Origin of the sequence: Pseudomonas sp. PDM15, assembly GCF_014851565.1 — a bacterium.
Classification (GTDB): Bacteria; Pseudomonadota; Gammaproteobacteria; order Pseudomonadales; family Pseudomonadaceae; genus Aquipseudomonas.
On the sequence record NZ_JACVAA010000005.1, the window covers coordinates 1 to 19,034 of the forward strand.

General features: G+C 66.2%; 16 protein-coding genes. 6 read left to right on the forward strand and 10 right to left on the reverse strand.

Translation table 11 applies throughout. The features are described from left to right. The coding region (locus tag IB232_RS14640) for an alpha/beta hydrolase (protein ID WP_192399365.1) at positions 1 to 218 on the forward strand (218 nt) is incomplete at its 5' end. Between the two features lie 61 nt (positions 219 to 279). Here the strand turns inward: IB232_RS14640 and IB232_RS14645 are convergent. The 3 genes from IB232_RS14645 to purL form a co-directional block, all read right to left on the reverse strand. Then, a complete protein-coding gene (locus IB232_RS14645) occupies positions 280 to 597 on the reverse strand; it encodes a YqfO family protein (protein WP_192399366.1) in 318 nt (105 codons plus the stop codon). Positions 598 to 771: 174 nt separating this feature from the next. Then, positions 772 to 1,041 (reverse strand): CDGSH iron-sulfur domain-containing protein, encoded by a 270-nt coding sequence (locus IB232_RS23980; RefSeq protein ID WP_192399367.1) that lies wholly within the window; start codon positions 1,039 to 1,041, stop codon positions 772 to 774. 60 nt (positions 1,042 to 1,101) lie between these two features. Further along, positions 1,102 to 4,998: a phosphoribosylformylglycinamidine synthase gene (gene purL, locus IB232_RS14655; protein WP_192399368.1), complete on the reverse strand. Its 3,897-nt coding sequence runs from the start codon at positions 4,996 to 4,998 to the stop codon at positions 1,102 to 1,104. Positions 4,999 to 5,192: 194 nt separating this feature from the next. On the opposite strand from purL, the gene mltF reads away from it, so the two are divergent. Then, positions 5,193 to 6,668, forward strand: coding sequence for a membrane-bound lytic murein transglycosylase MltF (mltF, locus tag IB232_RS14660; RefSeq protein WP_192399369.1), 1,476 nt, complete (start codon positions 5,193 to 5,195; stop codon positions 6,666 to 6,668). Positions 6,669 to 6,677: 9 nt separating this feature from the next. Here mltF and tadA read toward each other — a convergent pair whose 3' ends face one another. Together tadA and IB232_RS14670 are read right to left on the reverse strand one after the other, a co-directional pair. Beyond that, positions 6,678 to 7,163 carry a tRNA adenosine(34) deaminase TadA gene (gene tadA, locus IB232_RS14665; protein WP_192399370.1) on the reverse strand — a complete coding sequence of 162 codons (486 nt, stop codon included), beginning with the start codon at positions 7,161 to 7,163 and terminating at the stop codon, positions 6,678 to 6,680. Next, entirely contained in the window at positions 7,163 to 8,533 is a 1,371-nt protein-coding gene (locus IB232_RS14670; RefSeq protein WP_192399371.1) for a multicopper oxidase family protein, read from the reverse strand. The genes tadA and IB232_RS14670 overlap by 1 nt, the downstream gene beginning before the upstream one ends. Before the next feature lie 170 nt (positions 8,534 to 8,703). On the opposite strand from IB232_RS14670, the gene IB232_RS14675 reads away from it, so the two are divergent. Then, positions 8,704 to 9,435, forward strand: a complete 732-nt coding sequence (locus IB232_RS14675; RefSeq protein ID WP_192399372.1) for a DNA-formamidopyrimidine glycosylase family protein — start codon at positions 8,704 to 8,706, stop codon at positions 9,433 to 9,435. Here the strand turns inward: IB232_RS14675 and IB232_RS14680 are convergent. The 5 genes from IB232_RS14680 to IB232_RS14700 form a co-directional block, all read right to left on the reverse strand. Continuing rightward, positions 9,426 to 10,181 (reverse strand): DUF2182 domain-containing protein, encoded by a 756-nt coding sequence (locus IB232_RS14680; RefSeq protein ID WP_192399373.1) that lies wholly within the window; start codon positions 10,179 to 10,181, stop codon positions 9,426 to 9,428. The two genes, IB232_RS14675 and IB232_RS14680, sit on opposite strands and share 10 nt — an antisense overlap. Beyond that, positions 10,162 to 10,797: a DUF1326 domain-containing protein gene (locus tag IB232_RS14685; RefSeq protein ID WP_192399374.1), complete on the reverse strand. Its 636-nt coding sequence runs from the start codon at positions 10,795 to 10,797 to the stop codon at positions 10,162 to 10,164. Before IB232_RS14685 ends, IB232_RS14680 begins: the two co-directional genes overlap by 20 nt. A 156-nt stretch (positions 10,798 to 10,953) precedes the next feature. Continuing rightward, positions 10,954 to 12,531 carry a glutamine-hydrolyzing GMP synthase gene (gene guaA, locus IB232_RS14690; protein WP_192399375.1) on the reverse strand — a complete coding sequence of 526 codons (1,578 nt, stop codon included), beginning with the start codon at positions 12,529 to 12,531 and terminating at the stop codon, positions 10,954 to 10,956. Positions 12,532 to 12,606: 75 nt separating this feature from the next. Further along, a complete protein-coding gene (gene guaB, locus IB232_RS14695) occupies positions 12,607 to 14,076 on the reverse strand; it encodes an IMP dehydrogenase (protein ID WP_192399376.1) in 1,470 nt (489 codons plus the stop codon). Between the two features lie 83 nt (positions 14,077 to 14,159). Then, positions 14,160 to 14,708: a sugar ABC transporter ATPase gene (locus tag IB232_RS14700; RefSeq protein ID WP_192399377.1), complete on the reverse strand. Its 549-nt coding sequence runs from the start codon at positions 14,706 to 14,708 to the stop codon at positions 14,160 to 14,162. Between the two features lie 97 nt (positions 14,709 to 14,805). On the opposite strand from IB232_RS14700, the gene xseA reads away from it, so the two are divergent. The 3 genes from xseA (at position 14,806) to leuA (ending at position 18,959) form a co-directional block, all read left to right on the forward strand. Continuing rightward, entirely contained in the window at positions 14,806 to 16,185 is a 1,380-nt protein-coding gene (gene xseA, locus IB232_RS14705) for an exodeoxyribonuclease VII large subunit (RefSeq protein ID WP_192399378.1), read from the forward strand. Positions 16,186 to 16,188: 3 nt separating this feature from the next. Next, entirely contained in the window at positions 16,189 to 17,007 is an 819-nt protein-coding gene (locus tag IB232_RS14710) for a M23 family metallopeptidase (protein ID WP_192399379.1), read from the forward strand. A gap of 281 nt (positions 17,008 to 17,288) precedes the next feature. Further along, complete coding sequence (leuA, locus tag IB232_RS14715) at positions 17,289 to 18,959, forward strand: 2-isopropylmalate synthase (protein WP_192399380.1); 1,671 nt, start codon at positions 17,289 to 17,291, stop codon at positions 18,957 to 18,959. Positions 18,960 to 19,034: the final 75 nt, after the last annotated feature.

A 19,034-nucleotide genomic window follows, 5' to 3' on the forward strand; every position in this document is an offset into this window, starting at 1 on the left:
CGCCTACGCTGATCCAGACCGCCGAGTTCGACGTGCTGCGTGACGAGGGCGAGGCCTACGCGCGCAAACTGGACGCCGCCGGCGTCACCGTCACCGCGGTGCGCTACAACGGCATGATCCACGACTATGGCCTGCTCAACCCGCTGGCCCATGTCCCGGCCGTGCAGGCCGCCATGCGCCAGGCTGGCGCCGAGCTGAAGCAGCACCTGCAGCAGTAAACGGCAGGCGGAAAAAAGAAGCCCCGGCATTGCCGGGGCTTCTTCTATTTATACGGGCAGATCAGAACTGCAGATCGGACAGGCGCCATACATCGAAGGCGGGAGTCTCGTAGGGGTGGGCCTTCTTCATGGCCTTGACCACGTCGTGGATAAGCTCGTCGGCCACCACCATCTCCACCTTCCACTCCGCCACTTCCTCGCTATGGCCTGGCTGGCCGATGAAGGGGTTGCTACCCTCCAGCGGGCGGAATTGGCCCTTGCCCAAGGTCTGCCAGCAGCAGCTGTCGTACTGTCCAATGCGTCCTGCACCTGCCGCGAATGCCGCGACCTTGACTTCTTCCAGATGGCTTTCCGGTACATAGAAACAGAATTTGTACATCCAGCCCCTCCGAGCATCGACGAATACAGCGACCCGAGAGCCGCACTGCCAAGGCAATAATGGCATTTTGCCTCATCACCCGCACGTGGCCTAGTTCGCAACTGTGCATTGGAGTTCGTCGCGGGCAAATCGTCCATTTCCAGGCTAGAGCCATTGGCCATAAGGCGAAGCGGGTTAATCACCCTTGGCGAAGCGGCGCCAGCGCGCCTTCAGGCCTTGAGCCGGAGGGCTGTGACTGCCGTCGCAATAGGGCATACGCCGCGACTGCCCACAGCGACAGAGCAGCACAAACTGCTGACGCACGGGTTCGAGCAGCAACCCTTCGGCGCAGCCGGCAGAACAGTCGGGAAGCACGGGTGAGCGCCCGCAGCGGCACAGCAGATGAGTCTCGCCAGGGTTGACCTGACGTACTTCGGGGAGGGAGTTATCTTCGGAGCCTGACATCGCCAGCCTCGTCGAGAAGCCCTCCCCCGCAGGACGCGGGAGAGAGCATGCGCTGCGCTATCAGTCGACCCAAACGCGGGCGTTGCGGAACATGCGCATCCAGCCGCCGTCTTCCTGCCACTCGTCCGGGCGCCAGGAGTTCTGCACGGCGCGGAAAACCCGCTCCGGGTGCGGCATCATGATGGTCACGCGGCCGTCGCGGCTGCACAGACCGGTGATGCCGCGCGGCGAGCCGTTCGGGTTGGCCGGGTAGTTCTCGGTGACCTTGCCGTAGTTGTCGATAAAGCGCAGAGCCACGGTGCCGGACAGATCCGACTCTAGCAGCGCCTCCTCGCTCTCGAACTCGGCGTGGCCTTCACCGTGGGCGATGGCGATCGGCAGGCGCGAACCGGCCATGCCCTGCAGGAAGATCGACGCCGACTCCTGCACCTGGACCATGGCCACGCGGGCCTCGAACTGCTCCGAGCGGTTGCGCACGAAGTGCGGCCAGAACTCGGTGCCCGGGATCAGCTCGTGCAGGTTGCTCATCATCTGGCAGCCGTTGCACACGCCGAGGGCGAAGCTGTCCTTGCGCGCGAAGAAGGCGGCAAAGCCATCACGGGCACGGCTGTTGAACAGTGCCGACTTGGCCCAGCCCTCGCCGGCACCGAGCACGTCGCCATAGGAGAAGCCACCGCAGGCCACCAGGCCCTTGAACTGCTCCAGGCTGACGCGGCCGCTGAGGATGTCGCTCATATGCACGTCAATTGCGGAGAACCCTGCGCGGTCGAAAGCCGCGGCCATTTCCACCTGGCCGTTGACACCCTGCTCGCGCAGCACCGCGACCTGCGGCCGCACACCCTTCTTGATGTAGGGCGCGGCGATGTCCTGGTTGACGTCGAACGACAGCTTGGTCGACAGGCCCGGGTTGTCCTCGTCGAGGATCAGGTCGAACTCCTGCTCGGCGCCCTGGGCGTTGTCGCGCAGGCGCTGGATCTGGAAGCTGGTCTCGGCCCACTGGCGCTGCAGCATGCGGCGCTCGCCGCCGAATACCGGCTCGCCGTTGAAGCTGATGGCCACGTCGCTGCCGTTGACCGGCTGGCCGATCACCGCCACGCAGTCGTCGAGACCGGCGGCGCTGAACTGGGCGAGAACTTCCGGAGTGGCGTCCTGGCGCACCTGGATCACCGCCCCCAGCTCCTCGTTGAACAGCACGGCGGCCAGTTCGGAGGCCTCGTCGGCCAGCCCGTCGAGGAACAGGTTGAGACCACAGTGGCCGGCGAAGGCCATTTCCAGGGCGGTGGTCAGCAGGCCACCGTCGGAACGGTCGTGGTAGGCCAGGATGTGGCCATCGGCGTTGAGGCCCTGGATCACGGCGAAGAAGGCCTTGAGGTCTTCGGCGTCGTCGACGTCCGGCACGGCCTGGCCGAGCTTGGCGTAGGTCTGCGCCAGGATCGAGCCGCCCACGCGGTTCTGGCCGCGGCCGAGATCGATCAGGATCAGATCGGTCTCGCCCTTGTCCAGACGCAGCTGCGGCGTCAGGGTCTGGCGAATGTCGGCGACCGGGGCGAAGCCGGTGATCACCAGCGACAGCGGCGAGGTCACGCTCTTGTCGACGCCCTCGTCCTGCCAGCGGGTCTTCATGGACATGGAGTCCTTGCCCACCGGAATGGTGATGCCGAGCGCCGGGCACAGCTCCATGCCGACCGCTTTCACGGTGTCGTACAGGCGCGCGTCCTCGCCCGGGTGGCCGGCGGCGGCCATCCAGTTGGCGGACAGCTTGATGTCGGAGATCTTCTCGATACGCGAAGCGGCCAGGTTGGTGATGGTCTCGCCCACCGCCATGCGGCCGGAGGCCGGCGCGTCGAGCAGGGCCAGCGGCGTACGCTCGCCCATGGCCATGGCCTCACCGGTGTAGACGTCGAAGCTGGTGGCGGTTACGGCGCAGTCGGCCACCGGCACCTGCCACGGGCCGACCATCTGGTCGCGAGCGACCAGGCCGGTGATGGTGCGGTCGCCGATGGTGATCAGGAAGCTCTTGCTGGCCACTGCAGGGTGGCGCAGCACGCGGCTCACGGCCTCGTCGATATCGACGCTGGCGGCGGCGAAGTCATCGCCCTGGTCCGCCTCGCGGGTGACGCTGCGGTGCATGCGCGGCGGCTTGCCGAGCAGTACCTCCAGCGGCATGTCCACCGGCTTGTTGCCGAAGTGGCTGTCGGACACGGTCAGGTGCGGCTCGGCGATGGCCTCGCCGACCACGGCGAACGGGCAGCGCTCGCGCTCGCAGATGGCCTTGAAACGCTCGAAGTCGGCGGCGTCCACGCTCATCACGTAGCGTTCCTGCGACTCGTTGCACCAGATTTCCAGCGGGGCCATGCCCGGCTCGTCGTTCGGTACGGCGCGCAGCTCGAAGCGACCGCCACGGCCGCCGTCGTTGATCAGCTCCGGCAGGGCGTTGGAGATGCCGCCGGCGCCAACGTCGTGGATGAACTTGATCGGGTTGTCGGCGCCCAGCTGCCAGCAGCGATCGATGACTTCCTGGCAGCGACGCTCCATTTCCGGGTTGTCGCGCTGTACCGAGGCGAAGTCCAGGTCGGCGGAGCTGGCGCCGGTGGCCATGGAGGAAGCGGCGCCGCCGCCCAGGCCAATCAGCATGGCCGGGCCGCCGAGCACGATCAGCTTGGCGCCGACCGAGATCTCGCCCTTCTGCACATGGTCTTCACGGATGTTGCCCATGCCGCCGGCGAGCATGATCGGCTTGTGGTAGCCGCGCACTTCTTCGCCACGCGGCGAGTTCACGGCCTGCTCGAAGGTACGGAAGTAGCCATTCAGGGCCGGACGGCCGAATTCGTTGTTGAACGCGGCGCCGCCCAGCGGGCCCTCGATCATGATGTCCAGCGCGGTGACGATGCGCTCGGGCTTGCCGTAGGGCTTCTCCCAGGGCTGCACGAAACCGGGGATGTTCAGGTTGGAGACGGTGAAGCCGGTCAGGCCGGCCTTGGGCTTGGCACCGCGACCGGTGGCGCCCTCGTCGCGGATCTCGCCGCCGGAGCCGGTGGAGGCGCCGGGGAACGGGGCGATGGCGGTCGGGTGGTTGTGGGTTTCCACCTTCATCAGGATGTGCACCGGCTCGACGGTGGCGCCGTACTCGCGGGTATCCGGATTGGGGAAGAAGCGCCCGGCCGTGTGGCCGACGATGACCGAGGCGTTGTCCTTGTAGGCGGACAGCACGCCATCGCTGTGCATCTGGTAGGTGTTCTTGATCATGCCGAACAGCGACTTGTCCTGGCTCTCGCCGTCGATGTCCCAGCTGGCGTTAAAGATCTTGTGACGGCAATGCTCGGAGTTGGCCTGGGCGAACATCATCAGTTCGACGTCGTGCGGGTTGCGGCCCAGCTCGGTGAAGCTCTTCACCAGGTAGTCGATCTCGTCCTCGGCCAGGGCCAGGCCCAGCTGGACGTTGGCCTGTTCCAGAGCGGCGCGGCCACCACCCAGAATATCCACGGCGGTCAGCGGCTTGGGCTGGGCGTGGCTGAACAGGCCGGCGGCGTCTTCCAGGGTACTCAGCACCAGCTGGGTCATGCGGTCGTGCAGCAGGGCGGCAGCGGCCTGGATATCGGCCTCGCTCAGCTCGCCGCTGACGTAGTAGGCCACACCGCGCTCCAGGCGCTCGATCTTGGCCAGGCCGCAGTTGCGGGCGATGTCGCTGGCCTTGCTCGACCAGGGCGAGATGGTGCCGAAGCGCGGAATGGTCAGGAACAGCTTGCCGCTGGGCTCCTGCACCGGAACGCTCGGGCCGTACTTCAGCAGCCGGGCCAGTACCTGCTCTTCATCGGCGGTAAGTACTCCGGTGACTTCGGCAAAATGCGCGAACTCGGCGTACAACCCGGTCACGGCGGGGACCCTGGCGGTCAGTTGCGAAAGCAGTTTGCCGTGACGGAAGGCGGAAAGAGCGGGCGCGCCGCGCAGGATCAACATGGAGAACAGCCTCTGAGAAGGGGGTGTACTTCGAACCTGCCACGGGCCCCCGGGAGCAGGTTCTTTGAGGCCGTGCATTCTAGCCTAAAGCACCCGCCGACGGCACCCTGAGCACACAGGATCCGGCGCATCTAACAGAGCGCCGAAATACTGTCGAGATATGGCACCCGTTGGGCTTTGCGTATACTGCGCCGATGTTTGCCCACATTGTGTTGCGCATCCGCACGACCGCCTGCTTGTTGGCGACCGCGATCTTCCTGCTGCTCGCGGGCTGCGATGCTTCTCCGGAAGCGGCGCAGCCCAGCACCCTCGAGCGGGTACAGGAGGAGGGCGTGCTTCGCGTGATCACCCGCAACAGCCCGACGACCTACTTCCAGGACCGTGCCGGCGAGACCGGTTTCGAGTACGAGCTGGCCAAGCGCTTCGCCGACAATCTGGGCGTCGAGCTGAAGGTCGAGACCGCCGACAACCTCGACGACCTGTTCGTCCGCCTCAACCAGAGCAACGGCCCGGTGCTGGCCGCCGCCGGCCTGGTCGCCAGCGAAGGCCGCAAGGCCCAGGCCAACTTCTCCCGCGCCTATCTGGATGTCACCCCGCAGATCATCTATCGCGATGGCCAGCGCCGCCCCAGCCGCCCCGAGGAGCTGATCGGCCGGCGTATCCTGGTGCTCAAGGGCAGCAGCCACGCCGAACAGCTGGCCGAACTGAAGAAGACCCTGCCCGAGCTGCAGTACGAGGAGTCCGCCGATGTCGAGGTGGTCGACCTGCTGCGCATGGTCGACGAAGGCCAGGTCGACCTGACCCTGGTCGACTCCAACGAACTGGCGATGAACCAGGTGTACTTCCCCAACGTGCGTGTCGCCTTCGACCTCGGCCAGGCGCGCAGCCTGGGCTGGGCGGTGGCGGCCGGCGAGGACGACAGCCTGCTGCGCGAGGCCAACCACTTCCTCGCCCTTGTCGAGGAGAACGGCAGCCTGCAGCGCCTCAAGGAGCGCTACTACGGCCACGTCGACGTACTCGGCTACGTCGGCGCCTACACCTTCGCCAAGCATTTGCAGCAGCGCCTGCCGCGCTACGAGCAGCAATTCAAGCAGGCCGCCGAGAAGCACAAGGTGGACTGGCGCCTGCTGGCCGCCATCGGCTACCAGGAGTCCCTGTGGACCGCCGACGCCACCTCCAAGACCGGCGTGCGCGGCCTGATGATGCTGACCCAGGCCACCGCCCAGGCCATGGGCGTGGTCAACCGCCTGGACCCTAAGCAGAGCATCGCTGGCGGCGCCAAGTACTTCACCTTGGTGCACAGCGGCCTGACCGAGGAGATGAGCGAGCCGGACCGCACCTGGTTCGCCCTGGCCGCTTACAACATCGGCATCGCCCACCTGTCGGACGCCCGCAAGATGGCCCAGGCCGAAGGCCTCAACCCGAACAAGTGGCTGGACGTACAGAAGATGCTGCCGCGCCTGTCGCAGAAGCGCTGGTACAGCAAGACCCGCTACGGCTACGCCCGCGGCGGCGAGACCGTACACTTCGTGCGCAACGTGCGGCGCTACTACGACATCCTCAACTGGGTGACCCAGCCGCAGCTGGAAGGCGCCCGCGTCGCCGAGAGCGGCCTGCATGTGCCGGGCGTAAACAAGACCATTCCCAAGGAAGAGCCGACTCAGCTCTGATCGGCCGAATCAGCGATCCCCTGCCCGCCGTGCCTTGAAGAAGGCACTGAGCATTTCCCCACACTCCTGCGCCAGCAACCCTCCCTCGATCAGCACGCGATGGTTGAGGAAGTCCTGGGTGAAGAACTGGCCGCGACTGACCGCCACTCCGGCCTTGGGCTCGGTGGTGCCGTAGACCACCCGGGCGATGCGCGAATGCACGATCAGCCCGGCGCACATGCTGCAGGGCTCCAAGGTGACGTACAGGGTGCTGCCAGGCAGGCGGTAGTTCTGCACGGCCTGGGCGGCGGCGCGGATAGCCACCATCTCCGCGTGGGCGCTGGGGTCTGAGGTACTGATCGGGCAGTTGAAGCCGCTGCCGATCACCCCGCCGTCCTGCACCAGCACCGCGCCCACCGGCACCTCGCCACGCTCGGCGCCCTGCCGGGCCAGCTCCATGGCCTGGCGCATGAAACGCTCGTCGTGGCTGCGGTCGATGATCTTCGGTTGGCGCATCAGACCACCTCAATGGCGGCCATCAGGCCGGTTTCCATGTGATCGATCACATGGCAGTGGAACATCCACACTCCTGGATTATCGGCGACGAAGGCGATGCGCGCCGTCTCGTTCTTGCCCAGCAGGTAGGTGTCGGTGAAGTACGGCACTATGTCCTTGCGGTCCGAATCCAGCACCTTGAAGCTCATGCCGTGCAGGTGAATGGGGTGCTGGTACTGGGCCATGTTGCGCAGCACGAAGATGTAATGGCCGTCCTTCTTCAGGCTGGCAATGGGGCGGTCGGCACAGGCCTTGTCACTGATGTCCCAGGCCTGGCCGTTGATCTGCCAGTAGCGATAGCTGCCGCCGCGCTGTACATCGCCGGAGAGCATGGCCGCCCATTCGAAGTTGAAGCGCAGGGTCTCGGCCTGGCTCAGGTCCGGCTCGCTCACCGGGTTGGCCGGCAACGCCGGCGGCCAGCCCGCGGGCGCCTCGCTGCTGGCAATGCTTCTGATGGTCGCCAGGCGCAGCGGCCCGTTGCGCAGCGGCAGTTCCTGACCCGCAGCCGGCACCTTCAATGCCAGATCGATGCGCATGCCCGGCCCCAGCCAGTAGTCCTTGCCCAGCGCGCGCGGCGCCACGGGGTTGCCGTCCAGTGCATAGATGCGCGCCTCACCGCCCGGCAGGTTGAGGCGATAGGTGATGGTGCTGTCGACGTTGATCAGGCGCAGACGCACCACCTGCACGGCCGGCAGTTCGATGGTCGGCAGCGGTTGACCGTTGATGGTCGACAGACGGCCGCGGGTGCCCTCGCGGGCTGCCTGGCGCGGCACCAGGAACTCGGTGAAGGCGCCCTGCTCGTCCACATGCCAGGTCTTCAGGCACAACGTGCGCTCATGAACGAAACCGCTTGGCTCGCACTCCTCGACGATCAGCGGGCCGACCAGGCCGCGGCCCAGCTGCTCTGTGCTGGAGGTGTGCGGGTGATACCAGTAGCTGCCGGCGTCCGGGCAGATGAAGTCGTAGTCGAAGTACTCGCCGGGTTTGACCGGCAGCTGCGAGACATAGGGCACGCCGTCCATGTCCAGCGGTAGGCGGATGCCGTGCCAGTGGATGGTGGTGTCGACGTCCAGCCTGTTGATGAAGCGCACCCGCAGGCGCTCGCCCTGTTTGCAGCGCAGCTCCAGGCCGGGCGCCTGGCCGCCATAGGCCCAGGCCGGGGTCTGGTGGCCCGGTACCAGCTCCAGGTCCAATGGCGCGGCGATCAGCTCGTAGTCGTGGGTCGCCACGTTCTCCGGGCGCCCCAGCCAGTAGCGCACGCCACCGGCGCCGAGGCCGGCGACGCCCAGCCCCGCCAGGCCGGCAAGTATCTGTCTGCGGGTAAACGACATGCGCCGACGACTCCTGAGAAAGCGGGCCGACCATCTGGCCCTGAAACGACATAGTTTCTCATTAACTGCAGGCGCTGTGTGCAGCCAGAGCCCTGGAACGCGCGGCCGATTGCCGCAACTCTCTGTGCAGGCCACGGGTCTACCGGCAAATCCCAAGTGGAGCGCGCAGCATGCCCGAAGGCCCCAGCATCCTGATTCTGCGCGAGGAGACCGAGCGCTTCGCCGGCCAGCGCATCCTGCGTGCGGAGGGCAACAGCAAGGTCGACCTGCAGCGCCTGCAAGGCCAGCGGGTGAAGGCCCTGCGCAGCTGGGGCAAGCACTTCCTGATCGAACTGGAGCACGTCGTGGTGCGCATCCACCTGCTGCTGTTCGGCAGTTACCGCATCGACGAGCGCAAGGATGCCGCGCCGCGCCTGAGCCTGGGCTTCGCCAATGGCGAGCTGAACTTCTATGGCTGCTCGGTGCAGTTCCTGCAGCCGCCGCTCAGCGAACATTACGACTGGCGCTGCGACACCCTTTCCGATGACTGGGACGCCGAGCTGGCCCTGGTCAAGCTGCAGGTGATGCCCGCCACCCTGGCCTGTGACGCGATCCTCGATCAGCAGGTGTTCGCCGGCGCCGGCAATATCTTCAAGAACGAAGTGCTGTTTCGTATCCAGGTGCACCCGCTGAGCCCGCTGGGCGCCCTGCCCGCCGACAAGCTGAAGGAACTGGTGAGCGAGGTGCGCCAGTACGCCTTCGACTTCCTCGCCTGGAAGAAGGCCTTTGTGCTCAAGCAGCACTGGCAGGCGCATCGGCAGAGCCGCTGCCCGCGCTGCGCCATCCCGTTGAGCAAGGCCAAGCTGGGGCGTACCCAGCGCCAGAGCTATTACTGCGAGCAGTGCCAGCGGCGCTACGCCTGAACCAGCAGCCACACACCACAGCCGATCAGCAGCGCGCCGCTGATGCGGCGCCAACCGGCGCCCAGGGGCAGCGCCTTCTCCGCCAGCACCAGCATACTGAGCAGCGCCATGCCCCACAGGCTCATGGCACCAAGCACCAGCAGGATCAGCATCAGCGCCCAGCAGCAGCCCAGGCAGTAGAGGCCGTGGTGCAGGCCGGTCAGCCAGGCGCCGCCCAGCCCAGGGCGGGCATTGTGCTGGAGGAACTGCAGCGGACTCTGGCAATGCTCGAGACAGGCAGCTTTGGCCCGACTCAGCTGGTACAGGCCGGCCACCAGCAGCACCAGCCCGCCAAGCGCAGGCGGCAGGCGCAGAGTCATGGGCTCGAGCACAGCGACGCGCTCGCCGAGCGCCTGAAGCCCCGTCAGCAGCAGGGCGAAGCCGCCCCACATCAGCCCGTAGGCCGCGCAGAACAACCAGAGCTTGGCCACGCGCTGGCGATCCCGCTGCAGGCAGCGGCGATACAGCAGGATCATCGGCAGGGCCGCCGGCAGCATCATCGCCTGCATCATCACCAGCCACATGAGCAGGGCCAGCAGCCCTTCCCCGGACAACCACTGGGTCGGCGGCATTTGCATGTCGCCCATGGCCTCCATCAGCGCCACCTGGCGTGCCTGCCAGTACCAGGCCAGCGCGCTGAGCAGCAATACGCTGGCCGCGGCGACCAGCGCGCCCCAGTCCAGCCGGCTAGCCGCGGATGATGCCATTGGGCCCCATGTGCAGGTCATAGAGCATGGCGTTGCTGCCGGAGTGCTGCAGGGCGATGGCGCCCGTGGTGCGGAAGGTGGCGCTGGCGCAATCCGTCTCGCTGAACTCGAAGCCTTCGGGCAGCACCACCCGAGCGCGGTGTATCGAGCCATCCACCGGGTTGCGGATCGGCTCGGCGCGGCCATCGATCTGGCCGGGCACGCGGATGCTGGCGGTCAGGGCGACGCGGTCGGTGCGCACCTCGACCGGCAGGAACTGCGGCTCATGCATGGTCTCCACCGTGCTGGCGAAGATGGCGAAAAAGGCCGTGGGCTCCTGCTCTTGGCCGCTGAGGATGGCCAGCAGCGCCTGGCGCTGGGCCTCGCTGGCCCGCTCGTCGATGAACGCTTGGCACTGGCCGTGGCCCTCGTGAACGGGCCCGGGCCAGGCGAAGGTGCAGGCCACATGCAGATCATCCAGCGCAACGTCGCCGAAGTGCCCCTCGAGGATATGGAAACCCACCGCCGCCTCGCAGGTGCCGTGGGTCGGCAGCGCGTTGAACTGGCAGGGGCAACCGTACGCGCAGTTGCACAGGTCAACGCCTGCACCGCGCAATCGCCAATCGACATGGACCATGACTCCATCCTCGCGAATGAGCGCATCACCCCTTCAGCTTGGTCCGGGGTGAGCCGCCTCGTTAGATGGAATCGGCATCGCGCCGGGGGCTCTGAGAGACAGGCCCTATAAACGAAAGGACAGCAACGAAAAGGGCAGCTTGCGCTGCCCTTCCGGTCACTCCCACTCGATGGTGGCAGGCGGCTTGCTAGACACGTCGTAGGTGACGCGGGAGATGCCGGAGATCTCGTTGATGATGCGGTTGGACACCTTCTCCAGCAGCTCGTAGGGCAGGTGCGCCCAGCGTGCGGTCATGAAGTCGATGGTCTCCACCGCGCGCAGGGCGACGACCCAGGCGTAGCGACGGCCGTCACCGACCACGCCGACCGATTTCACCGGCTGGAACACCACGAAGGCCTGGCTGGTCTTGTGGTACCAGTCGAAATTGCGCAGCTCTTCGATGAAGATGTGGTCGGCCAGACGCAGCAGGTCGGCGTATTCCTTCTTCACCTCGCCGAGGATGCGCACGCCCAGGCCCGGGCCCGGGAACGGGTGGCGGTAGACCATGTCGTAGGGCAGGCCCAGCTCCAGGCCGATCTTGCGCACCTCGTCCTTGAACAGTTCGCGCAGCGGCTCGACCAGGGAGAACTGCATGTCCTCCGGCAGGCCGCCGACGTTGTGGTGGGACTTGATCACGTGGGCCTTGCCAGTCTTGGCGCCGGCCGACTCGATCACGTCCGGGTAGATGGTGCCCTGGGCGAGGAACTTCACGTCCTTGAGCTTGGTGGCTTCCTCATCGAACACCTCGATGAAGCTGCGGCCGATGATCTTGCGCTTCTCTTCCGGATCGCTGACACCGGCCAGGCGACCGAGGAACAGCTCTTCGGCGTTGGCGCGGATCACCTTGACGCCCATGTTCTCGGCGAACATGGCCATCACCTGGTCGCCTTCCTTGTGGCGCAGCAGGCCGTTGTCGACGAACACGCAGGTCAGCTGGTCGCCGATGGCCTTGTGCAGCAGGGCTGCGACCACCGAGGAGTCGACGCCGCCGGACAGGCCCAGCAGCACCTTGTTCGAGCCCACTTGGGCGCGCACGGTGGCGATGGCGTCTTCGACGATGTTGGCCGGGGTCCACAGGGCTTCGCAGCCGCAGATGTCGAGGATGAAGCGCGAGAGGATGCGACCGCCCTGCTTGGTGTGGGTCACTTCCGGGTGGAACTGCACGCCGTAGTATGCACGGCTGTCGTCGGCCATGGCGGCGATCGGGCAGCTCGGGGTGCTGGCCAGGATGTGGAAGCCGGCAGGCATGGCGGTGACCTTGTCGCCGTGGCTCATCCACACGTCCAGACCCAGCACGCCGTCGGTGTCCACATGGTCTTCGATGCCGTCGAGCAGGCGGGCCTTGCCGACGATGTCGACACGGGCGTAGCCGAACTCGCGCAGGTCGGAACCTTCCACTTTGCCGCCGAGCTGCTCGGCCATGGTCTGCATGCCGTAGCAGATGCCGAAGATCGGCACGTTCAGATCGAACACCGCCTGCGGCGCGCGCGGGCTGTTCGCTTCATGCACCGACTCCGGGCCACCGGCGAGGATGATGCCGCGCGGGGCAAAGGCGCGGATGTCGGCGTCAGCCATGTCGAACGGATGGATCTCGCAGTACACGCCGATTTCGCGCACGCGGCGGGCGATCAGCTGGGTGTACTGAGAACCGAAGTCGAGGATGAGGATGCGGTGGGCGTGAATGTCGTGGGCCATGGCCGTCTCTCGTAGCGGAAGTCACAAATGACACGGGGCTGATCAGTCAGCCCCGTGTCGATTCATTGCAGTGGATTAACCCACGCGATAGTTCGGGGCTTCTTTGGTGATCTGTACGTCGTGCACGTGCGACTCGGCCATGCCGGCGCCGGTGATGCGCACGAACTCCGGCTTGGTGCGCATTTCCTCGACGGTGGCGCAGCCGGTGTAGCCCATGGAGGCGCGCAGGCCGCCCATCAGCTGGTGCACGATGGCGCTCATCGCGCCCTTGTACGGTACGCGGCCTTCGATACCTTCCGGCACCAGTTTCTCGGCACCGGCCGAGGAGTCCTGGAAGTAGCGGTCGGACGAGCCCTGGGCCTGGGCCATGGCGCCCAGCGAGCCCATGCCGCGGTAGGCCTTGTAGGAACGACCCTGGAACAGTTCGACTTCGCCAGGGGCTTCTTCGGTACCGGCCAGCATGGAGCCGATCATCACGGCGGAAGCGCCGGCGACGATGGCCTTGGACAGGTCACCGGAGAAACGGATGCCACCGTCGGCGATCAGCGGAACACCGGTACCGGCCAGGGCGGCGGCGACGTTGGCCACGGCGCTGATCTGCGGCACGCCGACGCCGGCGACAATACGGGTGGTGCAGATGGAACCCGGGCCGATGCCAACCTTGACGCCATCGGCGCCGGCGGCGACCAGGGCCTTGGCGGCGTCACCGGTGGCGATGTTGCCGCCGATCACCTGAACTTCCGGGAAGTTCTCCTTGACCCAGCGTACGCGGTCGATCACACCCTTGGAGTGGCCGTGGGCAGTGTCGACGATGATCACGTCGACGCCGGCGGCGACTAGTGCGCCGACACGGTCGCCGGTATCGGCACCAGTACCGACGGCGGCGCCGACGCGCAGGCGACCTTGGTCGTCCTTGCTGGCCAGCGGGTAGGCCTTGGCCTTCTCGATGTCCTTGACGGTCATCATGCCCTTGAGGGTAAAGGCGTCGTCGACGATCAGGACTTTCTCGATGCGGTGCTTGTGCAGCAGCTCGCGCACGGCTTCCTTGGTGGCGCCTTCCTTGACGGTGACCAGGCGCTCTTTCGGCGTCATCACGTCACGCACCAGGGCGTCCAGGCGGTTCTCGAAGCGCACGTCGCGGGAGGTGACGATGCCGACCAGGTCGCCGTTGGAGAGCACAGGCACGCCAGAGATGTTGTGCTGGCGGGTCAGTTCGAACAGGTCACGTACGGTGGCGTCGGCCTCGATGGTGATCGGGTCCTTGACCACGCCGGCCTCGAATTTCTTGACCTTGCGCACCTCGGCAGCCTGCTGCTCGATGGTCATGTTCTTGTGGATGATGCCGATGCCGCCTTCCTGGGCCATGGCGATGGCCAGGCGCGCTTCGGTGACGGTATCCATCGCGGCGGACAGCAGCGGGATGTTCAGCTCGATGCCACGGGTCAGGCGGGTCTTCAGGCTGACGTCCTTGGGCAGGACTTCGGAATAACCGGGGATGAGCAGAACGTCGTCGAAGGTCAGTGCTTCTTGGCTGATGCGCAGCATGGCGGGGCTCCCGGGAGGGAAAAATAAGAAGCGCGGCATTATACCTAGCCACCCGCCATCACTCAATGCGCGGTTTCACCCACTCAGCTCTTTACCTGAACCTGGGCCAACGGCTGGCCCACGCGCTCAGTCAGCTCCTCGAGAAAGGCTGGGCGGAAACCCGCAGGGCCCCAGCCATTGAAGATCAGGCCGAGGTTGGAGAAGGCGCAGGGCTGCAGGAACAGGAAACCGTTGATGTCGTCTTCATGCCCACATTCGGGACAGGTGAAGTTGTCGGTCTGCCCGGGCATCCACTCCTCCAGGCTGGCGAACAGCGCCTCGCCGATCTCCTGGCGGCACTCCGCGCAGCCGGCTTCCTCAAGGAACCCCTCGGTGGGCGTATAGATGCAGCGCTTGGTGACTATCTCCAGGCCATTGAGCGGCTGACCATACGGAAGTAGCTCGGGACGCTGGACGATCTGCCGCGCACCCGGCGCGATGGCGTGGGCCATGCCGCGCGCGCCACGGCCGCAGGTGGTCGGCAGCTGCTCGACGATGTCGCGCTTGACCAGCCAGCGCAGCACGCCCCAGGCCTTGGCCTCATGGCCGGGCAGGCTGGAGATGCGCGGAACGAGAATGATCTGATCGCTCATGACTACACCAGGGCGAAAAACGGCTGCGCAGCTTAATGACCATGCGGCGCCGGTCAAGCGCCTATGGCTGTTTCAGTAAAGCCTTTATCATGCCGCCATGCTCAATGATCCCTTCCAGCGCCTCGGTCTTGACCGCGACACCCTCAGCGTCAGCCAGCTCAACAACCGCGCACGGCTGTTGCTGGAGGACGTGTTCGCCCAGGTCTGGGTCGAGGGCGAAATCTCCAACCTGGCCAAGCCCGCCTCCGGACACCTCTACTTCACCCTGAAGGACAGCCAGGCCCAAGTGCGCTGCGCGCTGTTCCGGCAGAACGCCAGCCGCGTGCGCCAGGCGCTGCGCGACGGTCTGGCGGTGAAGGTGCGCGGCAAGGTCTCGCTGTTCGAGGGCCGCGGCGACTACCAGCTGATCCTCGACACGGTGGAGCCAGCCGGCGACGGAGCGCTGCGCCTGGCCTTCGAGGCGCTGAAAGAGAAGCTGTCCGCCGAGGGCCTGTTCGCCACCGAGCGTAAGGTCGCCCTGCCCGCTCACCCGCAACGCATCGGCATCGTCAGCTCGCCGACCGGCGCGGTGATCCGCGACATCATCAGCGTATTCCGCCGCCGCGCGCCGCAGGTGGCGCTGACCCTGATCCCCACCGCCGTGCAGGGCCGCGAGGCCACCGCGCAGATCGTCCGCGGCCTGCAACTGGCCGACCGCGCCGGCTTCGACGCGATCATCCTGGCCCGTGGCGGCGGCTCGCTAGAGGATCTCTGGTGCTTCAACGAGGAGGCGGTGGCGCGCGCCGTGGCCGCCTGCGTTACGCCGATCGTCAGTGCCGTCGGCCATGAGACCGATGTGTCGATCAGCGACTTCGTCGCCGACGTGCGCGCCCCGACGCCCTCTGCTGCTGCCGAGCTGCTGGCACCGGACAGCTCCGACCTGCAGCGCCGCCTGGACAGCCTAAGCCGCCGCCTGGCGCTGACCCTGCAGACCCGTCTGAGTCGCGAACAGCTGCGTCTGGAAAGCCTGACCCGGCGCCTGCGCCATCCCGGCGAACGTCTGCGCCAACAGGCCCAACGCCTGGACGACCTGGACATGCGCCTGCGCCGCGCCTTCGCCCAGCAGTCCACCAGCCGCCACGAGCGTCTGGCACGCCTGGAAGCCCGCCTTAACGCCCAGCATCCCGGCCGCGCCCTGGCCCTGCTGCGCCAGCGCCTGGACAGCCTGGCCGAGCGCCTGCCACGCGCCACCCAGGCGCGCCTGCGCGAGCAACGGCAGCAACTGCAGAGCCTGGCCCAGACCCTGCACATCGTCAGCCCGCTGGCCACCCTGGGCCGCGGCTACAGCATCCTGCTCGACGAGCGCGGCCAGGCCGTGCGCGCAGCCAGCCAGACCCGCCCCGGCCAACGCCTCAAGGCCCGGCTGGGCGAAGGCCAGCTCGATGTACGGGTCGAGGACAACCACCTCACCCCGGTCACCCTCTCGCTTCTGGACTGACAATTGCGCCCGCTCATCACCCTGCTGCTCTGCCTCGCCCTGCCCGCTCATGCCGATGGCTTTATCACCCGCCTGCTGAACAAGCCGGTGCCCGGCGGCGTGGCCGTACTTGATCTCGGCGACTCGGCCACCGCGCCGCAGGCGCGCTACCAGGGCAAGCCGGTACTGGTGGTGAAGGAAGAAGGCAAGCGCTGGATCGCCATCGTCGGGATCCCGCTGACGGTCAAGCCCGGCCCTCAGCAGATCGAGGCAAACGGCCAGGCCCTGAGCTTCCAGGTCGGCACCAAGCACTACCGCGAACAGCGCATTACCCTGAAGAACAAGGAACAGGTCAACCCGAGCCCTGCCAACCTCAAACGCATCGAGCGCGAGCTGGCCGAGCAGACTCAGGCTTACCAGCAGTTCAGCACCCGCCAGCCGAGCAACCTGCTGTTCGACAAGCCGGTCCACGGCCCGCTGTCCTCGCCCTTCGGTCTGCGCCGCTTCTTCAATGGTGAGGAGCGCAACCCACACTCCGGGCTGGACTTCGCCGTTGGAGTCGGCACGCCGATCAAGGCCCCGGCCGCCGGCAAGGTGACGTTGATCGGCGACTACTTCTTCAACGGCAAGACGGTATTCGTCGACCACGGCCAGGGCCTGATCAGCATGTTCTGCCACCTGTCCAAGGTCGACGTACAGCTGGGCCAGGAGCTGCCGCGCGGTGGCATCGTCGGCCGCGTTGGCGCCACCGGCCGCGCGACAGGTCCGCACATGCACTGGAACGTCAGCCTCAACGACGCCCGCGTCGACCCGGCGATCTTTATCGGCGCGTTCAATCCCTGATTTCTCGCGCAATAAAATCCAGCAGAAAAACTGAATGCAGCAATATTTATTTAATCCAGCAAAATCAGCGCAAGTAATCCGCGTTTCCCGCACAACCCTTGCCAGCTTTAACCTCCAGCAGTAGGGTTATTAGCATGAACACGGCCCACACCCTCATTATTCTGCGTCAACACGCCTGCCAGCGCCTGGTCAGCCCACGACTGCGTGGCTGAATCCGCCTCCGACGCACACCTTCGATTTCGCGATTCTCCGGCCTGCCGCCGACCCAAGGATTACCTCCGATGACCATGCTCAAAGACCCGTCCAAGAAATACCGCCCGTTCACCCAAGTGCAGTTGCCCGACCGCACCTGGCCGGACCAGATCATCGACAAGGCGCCGATCTGGCTGTCCACCGACCTGCGCGACGGCAACCAATCGCTGATCGAGCCGATGGACGCCGAGAAAAAGATGCGCTTCTTCAAGTGTCTGGTCGCCGTGGGCCTGAAGGAGATCGAAGTGGGCTTCCCGTCCGCCTCGCAGACCGACTTCGACTTCGTCCGCGAGCTGATCGACGGCGGCCACATCCCTGACGACGTGACCATCCAGGTGCTGACCCAGGCCCGCGAGGACCTGATCACCCGCACCTTCGAGTCGCTCAAGGGCGCCAAGAAGGCCATCGTCCACTACTACAACGCCACCGCACCGAGCTTCCGCCGCATCGTCTTCAACCAGGACAAGGCCGGCGTGGTCGAGATCGCCACCAGCGCCGCGCGGATCATCAAACGCCTGGCCGCCGCGCAGCCGGAAACCCAGTGGGGCTTCGAGTACTCGCCGGAAGTGTTCAGCTCCACCGAAATCGACTTCGCCGTCGAAGTGTGCAACGCAGTGATCGGCGTGTTCGAGCCAACTCCGGCGCATAAGCTGATCCTCAATCTGCCGGCCACCATCGAGTGCGCCACGCCGAACAACTATGCCGATCAGATCGAGTGGTTTGGCCGCCATGTCGCCCGTCGCGACAGCGTGCTGATCAGCGTGCACACCCACAACGACCGCGGCACCGGCGTGGCTGCCTCGGAGCTGGCCGTGATGGCCGGTGCCGACCGCGTGGAAGGCTGCCTGTTCGGCAACGGCGAGCGCACCGGCAACGTCTGCCTGGTGACCCTCGCGCTCAACCTCTACACCCAGGGCGTCGACCCCGAACTGGACTTCTCCGACATCGATGCCGTGCGCAAGGTGGTGGAAGAGTGCAACCAGCTGCCGGTGCATCCGCGCCACCCGTACGTCGGCGACCTGGTCCACACCGCCTTCTCCGGTTCGCACCAGGATGCGATCCGCAAGGGCTTCGCCCAGCAGGACCCGGAAGGCGTCTGGGAAGTGCCGTACCTGCCGATCGATCCGGCCGACATCGGCCGCGACTACGAGGCGGTGATCCGCGTGAACAGTCAGTCCGGCAAGGGCGGCATCACCTTCCTGCTCGAGCAGGAATACGGCATCAGCCTGCCGCGTCGCATGCAGATCGAGTTCAGCCAGGTGGTGCAGCGCGAGACCGACCGCCTCGGCCTGGAGATGACCGCCCAGCAGATCTACGGCCTGCTGCAGAGCGAGTACCTGCAAGCCGACAGCCCGTACGAGCTGAAGAGCCATCGCCTGCAGGAAGAGAACGGCATCTGCACCGTCGACGTCGACGTCAGCTACGAAGGCGAAGCCCGGCGCAAGCACGGCACCGGCAAGGGCCCGCTGGAGGCGCTGGTTGCCGCGCTGCCGCAGAACATCGAGATCATGGACTACCACGAGCACGCCATCAGCGCCGGCACCAACGCCCAGGCCGTGGCCTATATCGAGGTACGCCTGAACGGTGGCCGCCCGCTGCACGGCATCGGCATCGACGAGAACCTGACCACCGCGACCTTCCGCGCCCTGTTCAGCGCCCTCAACCGCGCGCTGGCTCAGTCCGAGGTACAGGCGGCCTGAGCGAGGCGCGTTTGAACCAGGGGGCTGCGGCCCCCTTTTTCATGCCCGCATCTCTGGGCATGGATTCGGCAGGAT

Excerpts from the sequence above, each read along its gene's own strand:
- IB232_RS14645 (WP_192399366.1), bottom strand. The coding sequence starts at position 597 with ATGTACAAATTCTGTTTCTATGTACCGGAAAGCCATCTGGAAGAAGTC.
- IB232_RS23980 (WP_192399367.1), bottom strand. The coding sequence starts at position 1,041 with ATGTCAGGCTCCGAAGATAACTCCCTCCCCGAAGTACGTCAGGTCAAC.
- purL (WP_192399368.1), bottom strand. The coding sequence starts at position 4,998 with ATGTTGATCCTGCGCGGCGCGCCCGCTCTTTCCGCCTTCCGTCACGGC.
- mltF (WP_192399369.1), top strand. The coding sequence starts at position 5,193 with ATGTTTGCCCACATTGTGTTGCGCATCCGCACGACCGCCTGCTTGTTG.
- tadA (WP_192399370.1), bottom strand. The coding sequence starts at position 7,163 with ATGCGCCAACCGAAGATCATCGACCGCAGCCACGACGAGCGTTTCATG.
- IB232_RS14670 (WP_192399371.1), bottom strand. The coding sequence starts at position 8,533 with ATGTCGTTTACCCGCAGACAGATACTTGCCGGCCTGGCGGGGCTGGGC.
- IB232_RS14675 (WP_192399372.1), top strand. The coding sequence starts at position 8,704 with ATGCCCGAAGGCCCCAGCATCCTGATTCTGCGCGAGGAGACCGAGCGC.
- IB232_RS14680 (WP_192399373.1), bottom strand. The coding sequence starts at position 10,181 with ATGGCATCATCCGCGGCTAGCCGGCTGGACTGGGGCGCGCTGGTCGCC.
- IB232_RS14685 (WP_192399374.1), bottom strand. The coding sequence starts at position 10,797 with ATGGTCCATGTCGATTGGCGATTGCGCGGTGCAGGCGTTGACCTGTGC.
- guaA (WP_192399375.1), bottom strand. The coding sequence starts at position 12,531 with ATGGCCCACGACATTCACGCCCACCGCATCCTCATCCTCGACTTCGGT.
- guaB (WP_192399376.1), bottom strand. The coding sequence starts at position 14,076 with ATGCTGCGCATCAGCCAAGAAGCACTGACCTTCGACGACGTTCTGCTC.
- IB232_RS14700 (WP_192399377.1), bottom strand. The coding sequence starts at position 14,708 with ATGAGCGATCAGATCATTCTCGTTCCGCGCATCTCCAGCCTGCCCGGC.
- xseA (WP_192399378.1), top strand. The coding sequence starts at position 14,806 with ATGCTCAATGATCCCTTCCAGCGCCTCGGTCTTGACCGCGACACCCTC.
- leuA (WP_192399380.1), top strand. The coding sequence starts at position 17,289 with ATGACCATGCTCAAAGACCCGTCCAAGAAATACCGCCCGTTCACCCAA.